Below are 17,498 nucleotides of genomic sequence, written 5' to 3' on the forward strand. Positions count from 1 at the left end.
CGTAGCCAGGCTCAGAGCCAGCCGTTGCGCTTGAGGGTGCGGTGGATCGTGAAGCAGATCCCCACCGTGATCCCGAGCACCATCGGGTACCCGTACGTCCACCGCAGCTCGGGCATGTGGTCGAAGTTCATGCCGTACACGCCACAGACCATCGTCGGTACGGCGATGATGGCCGCCCAGGACGTGATCTTGCGCATGTCCTCGTTCTGTGCGACGGACGCCTGCGCGAGGTTGGCCTGGAGGATCGAGTTCAGCAGCTCGTCGAAGCCGACGACATGTTCCTGCACGCGCGCGAGGTGGTCGGCGACATCGCGGAAGTACTTCTGGATGTCGGGGTCGACCAGCCGCATCGGCCGCTCGCTGAGGAGCTGCATCGGCCGCGCGAGCGGCGCCACGGCCCGCTTGAACTCCAGGACCTCCCGCTTGAGCTGGTAGATCCGCCCGGCGTCCACACCGCGCGAACCGCCTTTGCGACCCGGCGAGAACACCTCGGTCTCGACCTCGTCGATGTCGTCCTGCATGGCGTCGGCGACCGCGAGATAGCCGTCCACGACATGGTCGGCGATGCCGTGCAGTACCGCCGAAGGCCCTTTGGCGAGGAGTTCCGGCTCGTCCTGGAGCCGGTGCCGCAGCCCCCGCAGCGACCCCTGTCCGCCGTGCCGCACGGTGATGAAGAAGTCCCGCCCGGTGAAGCACATCACCTCGCCGGTCTCCACGACCTCGCTGGTCGCGGTGAGTTCGGCGTGCTCGACGTAGTGGATGGTCTTGAACACCGTGAACAACGTGTCGTCGTAGCGCTCCAGCTTGGGCCGCTGATGGGCGTGCACGGCGTCCTCGACGGCCAGCGGGTGCAGCCCGAACTCGGCCGCGATCACGGCGAATTCGGCCTCCGTGGGCTCGTGCAGCCCGATCCACGCGAAGCCGCCGTCGCGCCGTACCTGGAGCATCGCGCCGTGCGGCGTCAGGCACTCGGCGGACTCGACGCGGCGCCCGTCGCGGTAGACGGCGCAGTCGACGACGGCGGACGGCGTCGCGGGGTCACGGGTCGTGTCGTAGGGGCTGTCGTCCTTGCGCGGCGCGGGCCGGACGGCGGCGCGCAGGTCACGGATCATCGACATGGGCAGGCTCCTTCGCTACGGGGCCGCCGGGCGAGGGCTGGAACTACCCGGAATGAGGACGTCCGGCTACGGATGTCGGCGACGTCGACGGTGACGTCCACAAAGCGGGGAGCACCGCGCCTTCGCGGTGGCGGCTTCGCTGCTGATACGGATCAGACGTGTTCAGACGCGATCAGACGTGATCAGACAGATGGGGCGGGAACCACGGGCTCTTCCGTCATGCGCCAGGGTGAGGAAAGGCGATCAGGCTGACCTGGACGCGAGGCGCGGACGCCGGGGAGCAGTTGCCGGAGCTACTGCGGACTCAGCGGTCGGAAGAGCGGGTGGTACTGCCCGGGTGACTTCGATCCATTGCAGCCCCACCTCCTCCGGCCGGTCCCCCGTGGGGGAGGTCCATGACGTCGGGGCGTGAGGGTGACGTGCCAGTGACACGTCGGTGTGCTACCCCGACCAGCGGCCAAGACTATCAGCCGACTGAAGTGTCAACCCCCGCCTTTACCCTTTGGATACGCGTTCCATGCATGGAGACCGCTCGGAAAATGTGGGGGGTGGATGGAGGGGGGAGCGGGGGGAGTGGGCGCGGGTGTTGCCGGGCGAGCGGGGGACGATGCGGGTGACGTGGGCGTTCTATGCTCGCCGCATGGCTGATGTTCTGGCGCTGGTCGAGGCCCGGCTGCGGATGACCCTGGGCGAACCGGACGCGCGCGCGGCGGTCACGTTCCTCGGCACGGACCGTATCGAGGTGCTCCGCTTCACCGGCGACGGCCTGGTGCGTTACGCGACGCTGGGCATGTCCGCCCGTCCGATGACGGACCCGACGGCGGTCGTCGCGGATCCGGAGCGGGGCCCGCGCGCGGAACTCGTCCTCTCGGTACGGTCCGGGCTCGCCGACACCGACAAGGCGCTGCGACCCCTCGCCGTGCTGGCGGCCTCGCCCCAGGTCGAGGGTCTGGTGGTCACGCCCGGCGCCTCACTCGACGTCGGTGAACCCCTGTGGCCCGGCGCGCCGTTCACCTCGGTCCTGGTCGCCGAGCCCGGCGGTCTGGTCGGGGACCTGGAACTGGACGCTCCGCTGGACCCCGTACGGTTTCTGCCGCTGTTGCCGATGACGGCGAACGAGGCGGCGTGGAAGCGGGTGCGGGGCGCCGACGCGCTCCAGGAGCGGTGGCTCGCCGCCGGCACGGATCTGCGGGATCCGCTGCGGTCGGGGGTGGGGCTGGACTGAGCGGTGGGGGTTGCCGGTGCGGCGGGGGCGGGGGCGGCTTTTGCCGGGTACGGCCATCGCCCCGTACGGCTGGTTCAGTTCGCGAAGGCCGAGACGCCGTCCTCCGTCGCGTGGCGCGGTTCGAGTTCCTCCGCCTCGTGCGTGAGGGACGTCCTGCGCACCCACACGACCACCGCGCCGGCGACTGCCGTGACCGCCGCGACCACGAACGGGATGTGGATGTCGCTCCACTCCTCGATCTTCGGCGCGAAGTACGGGGCCGCCGCGGCGGCGAACCAGCGGACGAAGTTGTATCCGGCGCTGGCGACCGGGCGGGGTGCGTCCGAGACTCCGAGGGCCAGCTCGGTGTAGACGGTGTTGTTCACGCCGATCAGCGCGCCCGACAGGATCGTGCAGACCACGGCCGTGGTGTGGCTGCCGTAGCCGAGGACCAGGACGTCCGCCGCGAGCAGGACGAGGGAGCCGCCGAGCACCTTGAGCGAGCCGTGGCGCCGCTGGAGCCGGGGCGCGACCAGCACCGAGAACACCGCGAGCAGCACACCCCAGGCGAAGAACACGGCGCCGGACTTGTACGGGGTCATGTTCAGCACGAACGGTGTGAAGGCCAGGACCGTGAAGAACGTGTAGTTGTAGAAGAACGCCGAGACCGCGGCCGAGGCCAGTCCGCCGTGGCCGAGCGCCTTGAGCGGATCGAGGAGCGAGGTCTTGCGCGCCGGCTTCGGCTGCTCCTTCAGGAACACCGTGATGCACAGGAAGCCGATCGCCATCAGCGCGGCGGTGCCGAAGAACGGGTAGCGCCAGTTGGCGTCGCCGAGGAGCGCGCCGACGAGCGGGCCGCACGCCATGCCGAGGCCGAGCGCCGATTCGTACAGCAGGATCGCCGCCGCGCTGCCGCCCGCCGCGGCGCCGACGATGACGGCGAGGGCCGTCGAGACGAACAGGGCGTTGCCCAGGCCCCAGCCCGCGCGGAATCCGACGAGTTCGCCGACCGAACCGGAGGTTCCGGACAGGGTCGCGAAGACGACGACCAGGGCGAGGCCGAGGAGCAGGGTCTTGCGTCCGCCGATCCGACTGGAGACGAAGCCGGTCACCAGCATGGCCACGGCGGTGATCAGGAAGTACGAGGTGAAGAGCAGCGAGACCTGGCTCGGCGTCGCCTCCAGGCCCTTGGCTATCGACGGCAGGATCGGGTCGACGAGGCCGATGCCCATGAAGGCGACGACGGATGCCCCGGCGGTGGCCCAGACGGCTTTCGGCTGACGCAGGAGGCTGGTCGCCCCCACATCGAAGGGGTCGCCGGGGGTGCCGGGCCCGCCGGGGGTGCCGGGGGTGCCGGAATCGCTCGCGGCTGTGCTGCTCAGCATGCCCACTCCTTCGCTCTCCTTGCTGGAGGTCGGCGTCGGCGTCGGGGTCACAGGGGGCCGGCGTCGGAGATCGTTGGTCTATGCACACAATAAGTTAGGATGGCTAATTAGTGCAAGATACATCCAGTTACTCCTGGTGGCGGGCGTTCCGGACGGGTGATCGTCCTTGACGCGAGGACGGCCGGGGAGGACCGTTGGCACCTATGAGGGGCGAACCCAGTTGCCCGAAGTGTGGTGGCCGGGTCAGGGCTCCCGGACTTTTCGCCGATGCCTGGCAGTGCGATGTCCATGGGCCGGTGCAGCCGTTGCAGCCCGTGATCCCGCCCAGCGTCGAGGCCCTCAGCGTGGTGGTCCACCGCGCCCGGGTACCTGTCTGGATGCCGTGGCCCCTTCCCGTCGGCTGGCTCTTCACGGGGGTGGCGTACGCGGGTGACGACCGCAGCGGCGGGCGCGCGACAGCGGTGGCCTGCTCGGGGCCGGGGCCGCTGGGCGGGATAGGGGAGCTGGTGCTGGTCGCCGAGGAGTTGGGCGTCGGGCTCGGCGCGCGGTACGCCGGCATCGACGGACCCGACCCCGGACCCTTCATCAGCGTCGAGAAACCCCCGCAGGCCAAGGTCCTGGCGGCCGGCCGCCCCACACCGCTGTGGCATGTATCGCGCACGCCCGACGACCGCGCGGTCTTCGCCGGCGAGGCGCTCGGCCTCTGGCTGTGGGCCGTGGTCTGGCCCGAACAGTCGGGCCTTCTGATGTACGACGAACTGGTCCTCACGGATCTGCGCGACGCGGGCGCGGAAGTGGACCTGCTTCCTTGCGGGGCCCTGACCCCGCGGATTCTCTCTCCCTGACGGCTGACGGCTGACGGCTGACGGCTGACGGCTGACGGCTGACGGCGGTGGTTGGTGGCTGGTTGGGGACCTACCAGCTTCCCGGGGCGGGGGAGCTTCCAGGAGGACAAGCCGTCACCCAGGGGACAAAGGGCACGCCGATCGCCCGTTATCCTTAGGCGTCCCCGCCCCCGTCCGATCTGGAGTAAGTCGTGCGTATCGATCTGCACACCCACTCCACCGCATCCGACGGCACGGACACCCCGGCCCAGCTGATCCGCCGGGCGGCCGTCGAAGGTCTGGACGTCGTAGCGCTCACCGACCACGACACCACCCGCGGCCACGCGGAAGCCATCGCCGCCCTCCCCTCCCTCGACCGGGACCTCACCCTCGTCACCGGTGCCGAACTCTCCTGCCGCCTCGACGGCATCAGCATGCACATGCTCGCGTACCTCTTCGACGCCGACGAGCCGGAACTCCTCCGCCAGCGCGAACTCGTCCGCGACGACCGCGTCCCCCGCGCCCAGGGCATGGTCCGCAAACTCCAGGAGCTGGGGGCCCCGGTGACCTGGGAGCAGGTCGCACGGATCGCCGGTGACGGTTCCGTCGGCCGCCCCCACATCGCCGAGGCCCTGGTCGAACTCGGCCTGGTCTCCTCCGTCTCGGACGCCTTCACGCCCGAGTGGCTGGGCGACGGCGGCCGGGCGTACGTCGCCAAGCACGAACTCGACCCCTTCGAGGCGATCCGTCTGGTCAAGGCGGCAGGCGGCGTCACCGTCTTCGCGCACCCGGCAGCCGCCAAACGGGGCCGTATCGTCCCCGAGTCCGCCATCGCCGCCCTCGCGTCCGCCGGACTCGACGGCATCGAGGTCGACCACATGGACCACGAACCGGCCACCCGCGCGCGGCTGCGCGGACTCGCCGGCGAGCTGGGGCTCCTCGCCACCGGATCCAGCGACTACCACGGGCTCCGCAAGACCTGCGTACTCGGCGAGTTCACCACCGACCCCGAGGTCTACGGCGAGATCACTCGGCGCGCCACGGGAGCGTTCCCCGTGCCGGGCGCCGGGGGCCCGGCCCGTACCGCCTGAGCCGATGCGCTGATCCCGATCCGGGGCCGCTCATCGGCGCCCCGTCCCCCCGCCCCGACCCGGTCCACCGGCACGTCCCGCCCTGACGGGCCTTGCCCCGGATCGCGTTCCCGTGCCGCGACCTGTCCCGACAGGATCCCGATACGTCCCCGGCAGGGTCCCGATACGCCCCCTAAGGGGTCCCGAATCGTCACGGGCCGACTGGGCCGTCCGGGCCGTCCGGGCCGTGCCTCCAGGCGCGGCCCACCCCCTCTCCGTTCACACACTCTCGCAAGGCTTCCCGTGTTCGACCTCGCCGTCTTCGGCTCCCTCTTCCTGACCCTCTTCGTCATCATGGATCCCCCGGGGATCACTCCGATCTTCCTCGCGCTCACCGCCGGGCGCCCCGGCAAGGTCCAGAAGCGGATGGCGTTCCAGGCCGTCTGCGTGGCCTTCGGAGTGATCGCCCTCTTCGGTCTGGTGGGGCAGCAGATCCTCGACTACCTGCATGTCTCCGTGCCCGCCCTGATGATCGCGGGCGGTCTGCTGCTCCTGCTGATCGCGCTCGACCTGCTCACCGGCAAGACCGACGAACCCCAGCAGACCAAGGACGTCAACGTCGCCCTCGTACCGCTCGGCATGCCGCTGCTCGCCGGGCCCGGCGCGATCGTGTCGGTGATCCTCGCCGTGCAGAAGGCCGACAGCGTCGGCACCCAGGTCTCCGTCTGGGCCGCGATCCTCGCGATCCACGCCGTGCTCTGGGTCGTCATGCGGTACTCGCTGCTGATCATTCGCGTGATCAAGGACGGCGGGGTCGTCCTGGTGACCCGGCTCGCGGGCATGATGCTCTCCGCCATCGCCGTACAGCAGATCATCAACGGCGTGACGCAGGTGATCAAGGGGGCGTGAACCCTTCAGCACGTAAGCGCAGGGCCCCCGCGTGCGTGGTCTGTTCGACCGCGTCGCGCGGGGGCCCTGAAGAGTGTCGTCAGTGCTCGCGTCCTACGAGGCCGGGGATTCCGCCGGCCGTATGTAGAGCCGCTGGCCGGTGGCCGCGGCTTGCTGCACGATCTGATTGACGGAGGCGGCGTCCACGACGGTGCTGTCGACGGCGGTGCCGTCCACGTCGTCCAAACGCATGATCTCGAAGCGCATCACGCTTCTCCCTTCGTCGGTGGTCATCCTCCTGAAGGAGAACTACTGGTTACGGGACATGGACAGAAGTCTTGCCCCCCTGCTGAGCGAGGCCGTTGCCTGCCCGTTAAGAGTGGATTGCGTAGCTACCTTGCCTCGCCTCCACACAGTCTTCAACGGGTTGCCCACAGCAAACATTCCCTACGCTAAGGAAATTTTTCGCCTGCCTAATTACCGACGGGTAACCCGGGCGCTCCGGCCGGTTGTGCGCGCTGCGCGACAGCCCGGACAATGGGCCCCATATGAACGACGAACTCCCGGGACCCGAGCCCGCCGGACCCGACGACAGCCCGACGACGCCCGCGCTGATGGCCCGCCTGGACCGCACCAACGAGCTGCTTCAGCGCATGCTGGCCGAGGTCGCGAAGACCCCGTCGACCCACGCGATCTTCGTGGACGCCGGGTATCTGTACGCCGCCGCCGGCCGGCTCGTCGCGGGCACCGAGGACCGGCGCGCCTTCGATCTCGACGCCCAGGGGCTGATCGACGCGCTGATCGACCGGGCCCGCATGATCTTCGCGGACAGCCGGCTCCTGCGCGTCTACTGGTACGACGGGGCAAGGCGCCGCATCCACACCGCCGAGCAGCAGACCATCGCGGAGTTGCCCGATGTGAAGGTCCGCCTCGGCAACCTCAACGCCAACAACCAGCAGAAGGGCGTCGACTCCCTCATCCGCACCGACCTGGAGTCACTGGCCCGGCACCGCGCGATCAGCGACGCCGCTCTCGTCGGCGGTGACGAGGACCTGGTCTCGGCGGTCGAGGCCGCACAGGGGTACGGCGCGCGCGTGCACCTGTGGGGCGTCGAAGGGCCCGAGGGCCGCAACCAGGCGGAACCGCTGCTCTGGGAGGTCGACAGCCAGCGGACCTTCGACCTCGACTTCTTCAAGCCGTACGTGTCCCGGCGCACCACCGCCGGCTACGAGATGACGGGAACCCCGCGCCCCGCGCGCGAGGACGTGCGTTTCGTGGGCGCGCAGATCGCCGCGAAGTGGCTCGGCGCCCGTGGCCGCGAGGCCCTGGGCGACCTGCTGCCCGGCCACCCCTACCTCCCCGGCTCCGTCGACCAGGACCTCCTGGTGGAGGCCGAGGGGCTGATCCAGTACTCCCTGCGCGGCCAGTCCGACCTGCGCCGCGCCCTGCGGGACGGCTTCTGGGAGCACTTGCGTACGCAGTACTGAGGCCGCCCGGTGTCGAGGGCCGCCCGGTGTCGAGGGTGGCTCAGTCGACGGGTGGCTCAGTTGAGGGGCGGCTCATTCGACGGCGTCCCAGAAGGCCGCCACTGCCGCCGCCGTCTCCTGCGGACGGTCCGTGTTCGGCGAGTGCTCGGCCCCGCGTACGACGGTACGGCGCGCCCCCAGGCGTCCGGCCATGTCGTCCAGGAGCGGGAGCGGCCAGGTGTCGTCCCGTTCGCCGGAGATCACGTGCTTGGGGAGTGGCAGCGCGGCGAGTTCGCCGACCCGGTCCGGCTCCACGCACAACTGGCGCCCGGTGGCGATGAGTTGGGCCGGGCTCGTGCGGAGCCAGCGCCTGCGCAGGTCGTCGGCGTCGTCCAGGCCCTCGTCAAGCCCCTGTGTGGCGGCGCCGCTGGAGGTGTCCTCCGGGGGAGGCGGCTCCATGGACTGGATCGCGGCCCACACCTGGTCCATGTCCATCACCGCGAGCGCGTCCCGCAGCAGCTTCACGCGCTCCTGCTGGGACGGGGAGATCTGCGCGGGCCCGGAGGCCATCAGGGTGAGCGAACGGAAGGGTGAGGCGTCGAGCAGCACAGCAGCGCGCGCGATGAGGCCGCCCAGCGAATGCCCGAGGAGGTGGACGGGACCGCCCGCGAAGGCGTTGCCCGTGCCGTGCGGGTCGCCGTCGAGGACACGCACCGCCGCGGCCTGGGCGAGCACATCGCGCGCCAACTGCTCCTGCGTGTAGGGCGCCTCGTCGTCGCGGGGACCGTCGGACTCGTACTGCCCGCGACCGTCCACGGCGACCGTGCGGTACCCGGCGGCGGCCAGCGGCGCGTGCAGGGCGATGAAGTCCTCCTTGCTGCCGGTGAACCCCGGCAGCAGCAGGGCGGTGCCTTTGGTGTGTCCGGTGGCGGCGGGCGACTCGATGGCGGCGAAGTCCCCGCGCGCGGTGCTGAGCCGGAGCGCGCGGGTGCCGGGCGGGGGTACGAAGGAGGGCGGCCTGCTCATGGGACGAGGCTAGTGTCCCGGCCCCGTGTAGGCGCCCCCGCCCTGGAACAGGCGTATCCGCCCCAGGGGCCCGCATCGCGCGCAGGGGGCGCGATTGGCGAGCGGTACGCGGATGGCCCGGCCCCCCCGCGCGGGGGGACCGGGCCATCACGGTGTACGTCAGCCCTCGGGGGCCTCGGCGACCTTGCGGGTACGGCGGCGCCGGGGCTTGGCCTCGGCCGGCTCCTCGTCCGCCGCGGCCACCTGCGCCGCGACGGTCTCCGCCGCGGCGGCGGTCGTGGTGGCTGCCGCCGTCTTGCGCGTCCGGCGCCGGGGCTTGGTCTCGACGGCCGTGGTGGCCGCCTCGGCGCCCGTTTCGACCGCATCGGCCGCATCGGCCGCGTCGCCCGGCTGGGCCGGGATCTCGGCCGTGACGACCGCCTGGGCGGCCTTGCGGGTGCGGCGGCGGGGCTTGGCGGGCGCCTCTTCGGTCGCCTGGGCCGCGATCTCGGGCACGGCGGTCTCGACGGCCGTGGCGGTCTCGTCCGCCTCGGCCACGACCACCGGCTCGGCGGCCTTCCGGGTCCGGCGGCGCCGCTTGGGCTCCTCCGCCACCGGCTCGGCCGCTTCCACGGTGTCGACGGCGGCCTCGGCCGCCTCCGGTGCAGGCGTCACGGCGTCCGTGGCCCCGGACCGCGTCCGGCGCCTGCGACGCGGCGCACGCGCCTCGCTGTCGGCCCCGGCATCGGCGGCGGGCGCGCTGGCGGCCACGGCGGCCTCCGTCGCGTCACCGGACTTCTGTCCCGGAACCTGGGCGGCCCCGGCCGACGGCGCGCTGTCCACCGTGGTGGGCTCGGCGGCGTTCACACCCTCAAGGGGTGCCCCCGCGCGCGTACGACGCCGACGACGGGGTGTACGTGCCGGGCGCTCGCGGTCGGCTTCCCGCTCGCGGTCCCGGCCGTTGTCCCGGTCCCGGTCCGGCGCGGCGACCCGGCCGCCGCGTCCGCGCTGTCCGCGGCCACCGGTCTCGCCGAGGTCCTCGACCTCTTCGGCCGCGAGCCCCGCGCGCGTGCGCTCGGCCCGGGGCAGGATGCCCTTCGTGCCCTCGGGGATCTTCAAGTCCTCGAAGAAGTGCGGCGACGTGGAGTACGTCTCGGGCGGGTCGGGGAACTTCAGGTCGAGCGCCTTGTTGATGAGCTGCCAGCGCGGGATGTCGTCCCAGTCGACCAGCGTGACCGCCGTACCGGACGCGCCCGCACGGCCCGTACGGCCGATGCGGTGGAGGTATGTCTTCTCGTCCTCCGGCGACTGGTAGTTGATGACGTGCGTGACGCCCTCGACGTCGATTCCGCGCGCGGCGACGTCGGTGCAGACGAGGACGTCCACCTTGCCGTTGCGGAACGCGCGCAGGGCCTGCTCGCGGGCGCCCTGGCCCAGGTCGCCGTGGACCGCGCCGGAGGCGAAGCCGCGGCGCTGGAGCTGCTCGGCGATGTCTGCCGCCGTCCGCTTGGTGCGGCAGAAGACCATGGCGAGGCCTCGGCCGTCGGCCTGGAGGATGCGCGAGACCATCTCCGGCTTGTCCATGGAGTGCGCGCGGTATACGTGCTGCGTGGTGTTCGCCACGGTCGCGCCCTCGTCGTCCGGCGCGGTGGCGCGGATGTGCGTGGGCTGCGACATGTAGCGGCGGGCCAGGCCGATCACGGCGCCCGGCATGGTCGCCGAGAACAGCATCGTCTGGCGCTTCGGCGGCAGCATGTTGATGATCTTCTCGACGTCGGGCAGGAAGCCCAGGTCGAGCATTTCGTCGGCCTCGTCCAGGACGAGGCAGCGCACGTGCTTGAGGTTGAGTTTCTTCTGGCCCGCGAGGTCCAGGAGGCGGCCAGGGGTGCCGACGACGACGTCGACGCCCTTGCGCAACGCCTCGACCTGCGGTTCGTAGGCTCGGCCGCCGTAGATCGCGAGGACGCGTACGTTGCGGACCTTGCCGGCCGTCAGGAGGTCGTTGGTGACCTGGGTGCACAGCTCGCGCGTGGGGACGACGACGAGGGCCTGCGGGGCCTCGGTGAGCTGCTCGGGGCGAGCGCGGCCCGCCTCGACGTCGGCGGGGACGGTGACCCGCTCCAGGAGGGGCAGTCCGAAGCCGAGCGTCTTGCCGGTGCCGGTCTTGGCCTGGCCGATGACGTCGGTCCCGGAGAGCGCTACGGGGAGCGTCATCTCCTGGATGGGGAACGGATTGGTGATGCCGACGGCTTCAAGGGCCTCGGCTGTCTCGGAAAGGATTCCGAGATCTCGGAAAGTCGTAGCCTGCGTAGTCAGGGTGTTGCCTCTTCTGTGAGACGCGGCGTGAGGCGAGCGCTGGGGGTCGTGACCGTGCTGTGTACCGCCGGCCGCCTGGGGGGCGGACCGCGTCGCATGGGACCACTGCCGACGCTCGGAGCTGTCGTGCCGCTGAGGGCCCCTCCGGATGCCGTACGCACAGTGCCGTACCGCGTGGGAGGGCTGTCGGGTCGGAGCCGATCGGGCCACCGACCGGGCATCCTCATTCATGTGCCCGCCGAGTCGTCGAGGTACGGTCATGCACTCGATTCCGTGCACTCATGTACGGGGGCGTACTCAGCGGACGCATTACCACCATACCCCGGAATCGCGCACATGCGTTGGCCGAATTCGTCACGTAGTGGTCGTCACAGTGATTGACCAGGGACTTCCGGGTTGCCGTGAGCGGGCTATTGTGCGCTTCATGACGACGCCTGACCACGCTCCCGACGCACCCGCACCCACCGGAGTCGCCGCCCAGGACTGGGCGCGGGCCTCCGCAGAGCCGCAGTACCGTGCCGCGGTCGTCGACCTGCTCGGCGCGCTGGCGTACGGGGAGCTGGCCGCGTTCGAGCGGCTCGCCGAGGACGCGAAGCTGGCGCCCACGCTCGCCGACAAGGCGGAGCTGGCGAAGATGGCGTCGGCGGAGTTCCACCACTTCGAGCAGTTGCGGGACCGGCTCTCGGCGGTCGGCGCGGAGCCCACGGAGGCCATGGAGCCGTTCGTCGCGGCCCTCGACGGCTTCCACCGGCAGACGGCGCCGTCGGATTGGCTGGAAGGGCTCGTCAAGGCGTACGTCGGCGACTCGATCGCCAGTGACTTCTACCGTGAGGTCGCGGCCCGGCTGGACTCCGACACCCGCGGTCTGGTGCTCGGCGTCCTCGACGACACGGGGCACGCGAGCTTCGCCATCGAGAAGGTGCGCGCCGCGATCGACGCCGACCCGCGCGTGGGCGGGCGGTTGGCGCTGTGGGCGCGGCGGCTGATGGGGGAGGCCCTGTCGCAGTCGCAGCGGGTGGTCGCCGAGCGGGACGCCTTGTCGACGATGCTCGTCGGCGGTGTCGCGGACGGCTTCGACCTGGCGGAGGTGGGCCGGATGTTCTCGCGGATCACCGAGGCGCACACCAAGCGGATGGCCGCGCTGGGCCTCGCGGCCTGAGGAGCCGGTAAGCGCGGGTAAGCGTCAGTAAGGGCCGGATGCGAGCCAGCTAGGAAGGGGCTTCCGGGCCCCTTCGGAGCTATGCGTGCACCGACCTGCGCAGGCGCCTAGGGCGCAGCAGGAGCGAGAGCAGGGCCGTCGAGATCGCCGCGGCACCGATCAGGGTCGCGGCGATGTTGCCCGCGCCCAGCGCGGTGTGCGTCACGAAGGCGCCGAACAGGGCGCCCGCGACTCCGGTCGGCAGGACCAGGGCCGGGGTCGGCAGCCGGTCCGGCACCCGCCGGAGGGCCACCCACGCGAGGGCGAGACCGACTACTCCGGAGCCCAGCGCTTCCCAAAGCATTCTGTGGTCCCTCCCGCACGGCCAGTGGCGAATCGCTCGTAGGCCGTCCTACCCCCCGTGGCCGGAATGCAATCCTCCGCTGTGCGTGAGTTGTGATGCGCCTGTGGACGAATCGAGAGGCGCCCGGAACCCAACACGCAAGAGCGGCCCGGTGGTTGACTCCACCGGACCGCTCTCCTCTATGTCTCGTATGCCGGATGCGCCCGCCTTTGCGGTGAACGCGGTCGGCGTACGCGGACGATGTCTCCGCGCGTCTCCCCGCGTGCCCTGCGTCTCCGTGGGAGCGCCGCACCACGCGCGCGGGAGCCCGCGCAGGGGACCTACAGCGCGCTGAAGCCCACCTTGCGCTGCGTCGGCTCGCCGATCTCCACGTACGCGAGTCGCTCCGCCGGCACCAGCACCTTGCGCCCGTGGTCGTCCACGAGGCTCAGCAGCTGCGCCTTGCCGGACAGCGCCTCGGCCACCGCGCGCTCGACCTCCTCGGCGGTCTGCCCGCTCTCCAGAACGATCTCGCGGGGCGCGTGCTGCACGCCGATCTTGACCTCCACGGCTTTGTCCCTCCGACGGTCAGTGATGTGCGCGGGCGTCCGCGCCGTACCTCGCACACCCTAGCCCGGTGACGGGAGGTGAATGCTCCGGCCGACCACGCCGGTAGCGAACAGCTGACGGGAACAAAAGCGCGGGTCGGCGCCGCGCGGGACGGCCGGGCGCTCCTGCCGGGACGGGCCCGGAACGCGCGGCGCCCGCCACTGGTCGGTGCCGTCAGTGCGGCTGCTGGTCCGTGCCGTGCAGCGGGAAGCCCGCGATACCGCGCCACGCGAGCGACGTCAGCAACTGGACCGCGGTGTCGCGCGGGATGCCGTTCGCACTGGACAGCCAGTAGCGCGCGACGACCTGCGAGACGCCGCCCAGACCCACCGCGAGGAGCATCGACTCCTCCTTGGAGAGCCCGGTGTCCTCGGCGATGACGTCCGAGATCGCCTCCGCGCACTGGAGGCTGACCCGGTCCACGCGCTCACGCACCGCGGGCTCGTTCGTCAGATCGGACTCGAAGACCAGCCGGAACGCGCCGCCCTCGTCCTGCACGTACGCGAAATAGGCGTCCATGGTGGCCGCCACGCGCAGCTTGTTGTCCGTTGTCGACGCGAGCGCCGTGCGCACGGAGTGCAGCAGGGCCTCGCAGTGCTGGTCCAGGAGGGCCAGGTACAGGTCGAGCTTGCCCGGGAAGTGCTGGTAGAGCACCGGCTTGCTGACGCCCGCCCGCTCGGCGATGTCGTCCATCGCCGCCGCGTGGTACCCCTGCGCGACGAAGACCTCCTGGGCCGCGCCGAGGAGCTGGTTGCGTCGGGCACGGCGCGGCAGGCGAGTGCCGCGCGGGCGTGCCGCCTCTGTCTGCTCGATGGCTGTCACGCCGCCTCCCAAGATTGACCATGTGCGGTGTGCGCCGCCTCGCCATCGTACTTTTCGGTAACCATGGCGTGCGCGGTGCGAACGCAGAATTTCACGGACCGGACGCCGGCGGAACGCACTGGACGCAGCTGAACCGTACACAGGGCGCCCCACCGGGCCCCTGCGGCGACGGAGCGTGATCGTCCGGGGCGGTTCGGGTGGCGCCGGGCCGTGACCTGCCTTGTCAGCGGTAGTCGTCCTCGTCCAGAGCGACGACCCGGGCCTGCTCCACGAGGTCGCCCTCGTCCGCCTTGGCGGGGTCCGAGTCCTCCAGGGTGTCGTCCCGGTCGCGCGCGAGGTCCGTCAACTGCTCCGCCGCGTCCGCCTCGTTCGCCTCCACGTCGATCTCGGCGGCCTCGGTGGTGTCGGGGTCTTCCTCGTAGTACGCCTCGGGATCACTGGGGTCGACATTCATATGTCCTCTTCCCGAGCGGTACGTGTGCTTTCACCTGAAGGGTAGGAGAGTCGGGATGGCGACGCTACGCGGTCTGTGACGGCGAACACATGAACCTGTGCGTGATCGTCTCGTAACATTGCCGCATGTCTTCGACGGAGTTGCCGAGCTTCACCGCAGCCGCCCTGCCCAAGGTGGGTGCCGTCAGGGCCGCCGAGGGCGAGCGCCTGCGGACCGTGGGGCTCCCCGGACTGTCGCTGACCGTGCGCTCCCGCCCGGCGGCCCGCACCGGCCTGCCGCCCGCGCTGTACGTGCACGGGCTCGGCGGATCCTCGTTGAACTGGTCGGATCTGATGCCCCTCCTCGACGACGTCGTGGAGAGCGAGGCGCTCGACCTGCCGGGCTTCGGCGACTCCCCGCCGCCCGACGACGGCAACTACTCCGTCACCGGGCACGCGCGCGCGGTGATCCGTTTTCTCGACGCGTCGGACCGTGGCCCCGTGCACCTCTTCGGCAACTCGTTGGGCGGCGCCGTCACCACGCGCGTGGCTGCCGTCCGGCCCGACCTCGTCCGCACCCTCACCCTGATCTCGCCCGCGCTGCCGGAGATCCGGGTGCAGCGCACCGCCCTGCCGACCGCGCTGCTCGCGCTGCCGGGGGGCGCCGGGCTGTTCGCCCGCCTCACCAAGGGCTGGTCGGCGGAGCAGCGCGTGCAGGGGGTGATGGCGCTCTGTTACGGCGACCCGGGGCGGGTGACACCGGAAGGGGTGCGGGCCGCGGTCGAGGAGACGGAGCGCCGGCTCGCACTGCCGTACTTCTGGGACGCCATGTCGCGCTCCGCGCGCGGGATCGTCGACGCCTACACGCTGGGCGGTCAGCACGGGCTGTGGCGGCAGGCGGAGCGCGTGCTCGCGCCGACGCTTCTCATCTACGGCGGACGGGATCAATTGGTGTCGTACCGCATGGCGCAGCGGGCCGCGCGGGCCTTTCGTGACGCTCGGTTGCTGACCCTGCCGGACGCCGGGCACGTGGCGATGATGGAATACCCCGAGACGGTCGCCACGGCCTTCCGGGAACTCCTCGCCGATCTGGGCGAGTTGGACGGTCCGGTCCGGGCGACGGAGTCCGCGGACCGCGCCGATACCGGCGGGACCGCCGAGGCACAGGCGGGGAGCTGAGACGGCGCGTGGGACGGCACAGCCGCCGAGGACCGGCGAAGAACGGCGACAAGGCCAAGGACGTCGGCAACGCGACTTCATCAACGTCGTCAACGTCGTCAACTTCACCGACGTCATCAACTTCAGAGGGGGTGCCCCGGTTCGCGGACGGCACTCCCGCGCGCGGGGTGCCGCGATTCCCCGACGGGACACCCGCTCATGGGGTGCCCAGGATGATGCCGGACGGGACTCCCGCGCGTGGTGTGCCGCGTTTTCCCGACGGGACCCCGGCTCATGGTGTGCCCCGCTTCCCGGACGGGACCCCGGCTCATGGTGTGCCCCGCTTCCCGGACGGGACGCCTGCTCATGGTGTGCCGCGCTTCCCTGACGGGACTCCCGCGCGCGGTGTGCCCCGGGTCGGGCCTCCCGGTGCGGCGGGGCCGGGTGCGCCGCATGTCCGTGGTGGGCACCCGGAGCAGCACGAGGGCGGGGGCGGCTGGGGTGCCGGTGGACCCCGGGGAGCCACCGGACACGGCGCTGCCTCGCAGGGGCCGCCGCCCGGCCCCCGTATCCCCGGCCCCCGCAGGGAGTACGTGGACGCCTTCGAGGACGAGGACGTCTTCGCCCCGCGTAGCGCCCCGGACCCGTACGCGACCGCCTCCACGCCGCATGCGGCGGCCCCGTACGCCTCGGGCCCCTACGCCCCGCCGCAGCGCCGCAGGCCGCCCCAGGAGGCCGCCTCGGACCCGTTCGCCTCGGTCACCGACTGGGACCCCGACTTCGACGCCCCGGTCGGCGACGAGGCCGTGCGGGAGGCCGTACGGACGGTCGGGCCGCCGCGTTCGCCCGTCGGCGAGCCGGAGACCGAGACCGGTGACAAGGGCGCGAAGGGGGGCCGCGGCCGTGCCCTCACGGGGATCGCGGCGGCGGCCGTGACCACAGTGCTGGCCGTAGTCGTCGCAGGTCAGGTCGCCGACGACCGGTCGGGTACCGACGCGCAGGCCAACAGCGCCGACGGTACGGAGCGGGTGACCAAGGACCCCGCGTCCCGGTCCGACGACCGCCCCACACCCAAGGAGTCGGCGGTGGCGGCCCCACTGACGTACGCGCAGAAAATGGGCAAGACCTATCCGCTGGATCCCAAACTGAAGGCGTCGGGCGATTTCTCCGTCGTCCCGGGGTTCGTCAAGGCGCCGGGGCGCGGGCAGGTGTTCCGCTATCGCGTGGACGTCGAGAAGGGCCTCGGACTCGACGGCCGGCTCTTCGCGGATGCCGTGCAGAAGACGCTGAACGACAACAGGAGCTGGGCACACAACGGCGGCCGTACCTTCGAGCGCGTTTCCTCCGGAAAGGTCAACTTCGTCATCACCTTGGCGAGTCCGGGAACCACCGCCGACTGGTGCGCCAAGTCCGGACTCGACACCACTCAGGACAATGTGTCGTGCGACTCCGCCTCGACCGACCGCGTCATGATCAACGCCTATCGGTGGGCGCAGGGTTCCGAGACCTACGGCGACGACATTCATCCGTACCGGCAGATGCTGATCAACCACGAGGTCGGTCATCGGCTCGGCTTCAACCATGTGACCTGCCAGAAGGACGGCGCGCTCGCGCCCGTCATGCAGCAGCAGACGAAGTTCCTCGACCATGACGGAATACGCTGCCGCGCCAACCCTTGGGCATTTCCTGGCAATTGACGGTGAGTCACCGGAGCGCGTTG

At 71.2% G+C, this 17,498-nt stretch carries 17 protein-coding genes; 8 read left to right on the top strand and 9 right to left on the bottom strand.

Annotated elements, in window-relative coordinates; all coding sequences use genetic code 11:
- Positions 1–11: 11 nt before the first annotated feature.
- On the bottom strand, positions 12–1,118 hold the full coding sequence (locus tag ACIQNU_RS13040) for a magnesium and cobalt transport protein CorA (RefSeq protein WP_401365157.1): 1,107 nt from the start codon (positions 1,116–1,118) through the stop codon (positions 12–14).
- A 640-nt stretch (positions 1,119–1,758) separates the two neighbouring features.
- Here ACIQNU_RS13040 and ACIQNU_RS13045 point away from each other — a divergent pair.
- Positions 1,759–2,343: a suppressor of fused domain protein gene (locus ACIQNU_RS13045; RefSeq protein ID WP_401365160.1), complete on the top strand. Its 585-nt coding sequence runs from the start codon at positions 1,759–1,761 to the stop codon at positions 2,341–2,343.
- Between the two features lie 74 nt (positions 2,344–2,417).
- Here the strand turns inward: ACIQNU_RS13045 and ACIQNU_RS13050 are convergent, their stop codons facing one another.
- Positions 2,418–3,707 carry an MFS transporter gene (locus ACIQNU_RS13050; RefSeq protein ID WP_401365163.1) on the bottom strand — a complete coding sequence of 430 codons (1,290 nt, stop codon included), beginning with the start codon at positions 3,705–3,707 and terminating at the stop codon, positions 2,418–2,420.
- Positions 3,708–3,910: 203 nt separating this feature from the next.
- On the opposite strand from ACIQNU_RS13050, the gene ACIQNU_RS13055 reads away from it, so the two are divergent.
- The 3 genes from ACIQNU_RS13055 to ACIQNU_RS13065 all read left to right on the top strand — a co-directional run bounded on the left by ACIQNU_RS13055 (position 3,911) and on the right by ACIQNU_RS13065 (position 6,510).
- Positions 3,911–4,552 carry a DUF6758 family protein gene (locus ACIQNU_RS13055; protein WP_401365166.1) on the top strand — a complete coding sequence of 214 codons (642 nt, stop codon included), beginning with the start codon at positions 3,911–3,913 and terminating at the stop codon, positions 4,550–4,552.
- 191 nt (positions 4,553–4,743) lie between these two features.
- On the top strand, positions 4,744–5,622 hold the full coding sequence (locus ACIQNU_RS13060; RefSeq protein ID WP_401365168.1) for a PHP domain-containing protein: 879 nt from the start codon (positions 4,744–4,746) through the stop codon (positions 5,620–5,622).
- 282 nt (positions 5,623–5,904) lie between these two features.
- Positions 5,905–6,510 carry a MarC family protein gene (locus ACIQNU_RS13065; RefSeq protein WP_401365171.1) on the top strand — a complete coding sequence of 202 codons (606 nt, stop codon included), beginning with the start codon at positions 5,905–5,907 and terminating at the stop codon, positions 6,508–6,510.
- A gap of 93 nt (positions 6,511–6,603) precedes the next feature.
- On the opposite strand, the gene ACIQNU_RS13070 is transcribed toward ACIQNU_RS13065, so the two are convergent.
- The gene (locus tag ACIQNU_RS13070; RefSeq protein ID WP_401365174.1) at positions 6,604–6,756 is read right to left on the bottom strand and encodes a hypothetical protein; all 153 of its coding nucleotides are present in this window, start codon (positions 6,754–6,756) and stop codon (positions 6,604–6,606) included.
- Between the two features lie 281 nt (positions 6,757–7,037).
- Between ACIQNU_RS13070 and ACIQNU_RS13075 the strand changes: the two genes are divergently transcribed.
- A complete protein-coding gene (locus tag ACIQNU_RS13075) occupies positions 7,038–7,976 on the top strand; it encodes an NYN domain-containing protein (RefSeq protein WP_401365176.1) in 939 nt (312 codons plus the stop codon).
- A gap of 72 nt (positions 7,977–8,048) precedes the next feature.
- On the opposite strand, the gene ACIQNU_RS13080 is transcribed toward ACIQNU_RS13075, so the two are convergent.
- Together ACIQNU_RS13080 and ACIQNU_RS13085 are read right to left on the bottom strand one after the other, a co-directional pair.
- Positions 8,049–8,981, bottom strand: coding sequence for an alpha/beta fold hydrolase (locus ACIQNU_RS13080; RefSeq protein ID WP_401365179.1), 933 nt, complete (start codon positions 8,979–8,981; stop codon positions 8,049–8,051).
- A gap of 159 nt (positions 8,982–9,140) precedes the next feature.
- On the bottom strand, positions 9,141–11,174 hold the full coding sequence (locus ACIQNU_RS13085) for a DEAD/DEAH box helicase (protein WP_401365181.1): 2,034 nt from the start codon (positions 11,172–11,174) through the stop codon (positions 9,141–9,143).
- 526 nt (positions 11,175–11,700) lie between these two features.
- Here ACIQNU_RS13085 and ACIQNU_RS13090 point away from each other — a divergent pair.
- Positions 11,701–12,435: a ferritin-like fold-containing protein gene (locus ACIQNU_RS13090; protein ID WP_401365184.1), complete on the top strand. Its 735-nt coding sequence runs from the start codon at positions 11,701–11,703 to the stop codon at positions 12,433–12,435.
- Positions 12,436–12,514: 79 nt separating this feature from the next.
- On the opposite strand, the gene ACIQNU_RS13095 is transcribed toward ACIQNU_RS13090, so the two are convergent.
- From ACIQNU_RS13095 to ACIQNU_RS13110, 4 genes are all read right to left on the bottom strand, one after another.
- Entirely contained in the window at positions 12,515–12,778 is a 264-nt protein-coding gene (locus ACIQNU_RS13095) for a hypothetical protein (protein WP_401365187.1), read from the bottom strand.
- A 320-nt stretch (positions 12,779–13,098) separates the two neighbouring features.
- Entirely contained in the window at positions 13,099–13,326 is a 228-nt protein-coding gene (locus ACIQNU_RS13100) for a DUF3107 domain-containing protein (RefSeq protein ID WP_401365190.1), read from the bottom strand.
- 214 nt (positions 13,327–13,540) lie between these two features.
- Positions 13,541–14,188, bottom strand: a complete 648-nt coding sequence (locus tag ACIQNU_RS13105; protein ID WP_401365192.1) for a TetR/AcrR family transcriptional regulator — start codon at positions 14,186–14,188, stop codon at positions 13,541–13,543.
- A gap of 223 nt (positions 14,189–14,411) precedes the next feature.
- Positions 14,412–14,642 (bottom strand): hypothetical protein, encoded by a 231-nt coding sequence (locus tag ACIQNU_RS13110; RefSeq protein WP_401365194.1) that lies wholly within the window; start codon positions 14,640–14,642, stop codon positions 14,412–14,414.
- Between the two features lie 125 nt (positions 14,643–14,767).
- Between ACIQNU_RS13110 and ACIQNU_RS13115 the strand changes: the two genes are divergently transcribed.
- Both ACIQNU_RS13115 and ACIQNU_RS13120 read left to right on the top strand, forming a co-directional pair.
- Positions 14,768–15,799 (top strand): alpha/beta fold hydrolase, encoded by a 1,032-nt coding sequence (locus ACIQNU_RS13115; RefSeq protein WP_401365197.1) that lies wholly within the window; start codon positions 14,768–14,770, stop codon positions 15,797–15,799.
- A gap of 8 nt (positions 15,800–15,807) precedes the next feature.
- Complete coding sequence (locus ACIQNU_RS13120) at positions 15,808–17,475, top strand: DUF3152 domain-containing protein (protein WP_401365200.1); 1,668 nt, start codon at positions 15,808–15,810, stop codon at positions 17,473–17,475.
- The last annotated feature ends 23 nt before the right edge of the window (positions 17,476–17,498 follow it).

The sequence above is a fragment of the Streptomyces sp. NPDC091292 genome (genome assembly GCF_044757265.1).
GTDB lineage: Bacteria > Actinomycetota > Actinomycetes > Streptomycetales > Streptomycetaceae > Streptomyces.

Excerpts from the sequence above, each read along its gene's own strand:
- ACIQNU_RS13040 (WP_401365157.1), bottom strand. The coding sequence starts at position 1,118 with ATGTCGATGATCCGTGACCTGCGCGCCGCCGTCCGGCCCGCGCCGCGC.
- ACIQNU_RS13045 (WP_401365160.1), top strand. The coding sequence starts at position 1,759 with ATGGCTGATGTTCTGGCGCTGGTCGAGGCCCGGCTGCGGATGACCCTG.
- ACIQNU_RS13050 (WP_401365163.1), bottom strand. The coding sequence starts at position 3,707 with ATGCTGAGCAGCACAGCCGCGAGCGATTCCGGCACCCCCGGCACCCCC.
- ACIQNU_RS13055 (WP_401365166.1), top strand. The coding sequence starts at position 3,911 with ATGAGGGGCGAACCCAGTTGCCCGAAGTGTGGTGGCCGGGTCAGGGCT.
- ACIQNU_RS13070 (WP_401365174.1), bottom strand. The coding sequence starts at position 6,756 with ATGCGCTTCGAGATCATGCGTTTGGACGACGTGGACGGCACCGCCGTC.
- ACIQNU_RS13075 (WP_401365176.1), top strand. The coding sequence starts at position 7,038 with ATGAACGACGAACTCCCGGGACCCGAGCCCGCCGGACCCGACGACAGC.
- ACIQNU_RS13080 (WP_401365179.1), bottom strand. The coding sequence starts at position 8,981 with ATGAGCAGGCCGCCCTCCTTCGTACCCCCGCCCGGCACCCGCGCGCTC.
- ACIQNU_RS13085 (WP_401365181.1), bottom strand. The coding sequence starts at position 11,174 with ATGACGCTCCCCGTAGCGCTCTCCGGGACCGACGTCATCGGCCAGGCC.
- ACIQNU_RS13090 (WP_401365184.1), top strand. The coding sequence starts at position 11,701 with ATGACGACGCCTGACCACGCTCCCGACGCACCCGCACCCACCGGAGTC.
- ACIQNU_RS13095 (WP_401365187.1), bottom strand. The coding sequence starts at position 12,778 with ATGCTTTGGGAAGCGCTGGGCTCCGGAGTAGTCGGTCTCGCCCTCGCG.
- ACIQNU_RS13110 (WP_401365194.1), bottom strand. The coding sequence starts at position 14,642 with ATGAATGTCGACCCCAGTGATCCCGAGGCGTACTACGAGGAAGACCCC.
- ACIQNU_RS13115 (WP_401365197.1), top strand. The coding sequence starts at position 14,768 with ATGTCTTCGACGGAGTTGCCGAGCTTCACCGCAGCCGCCCTGCCCAAG.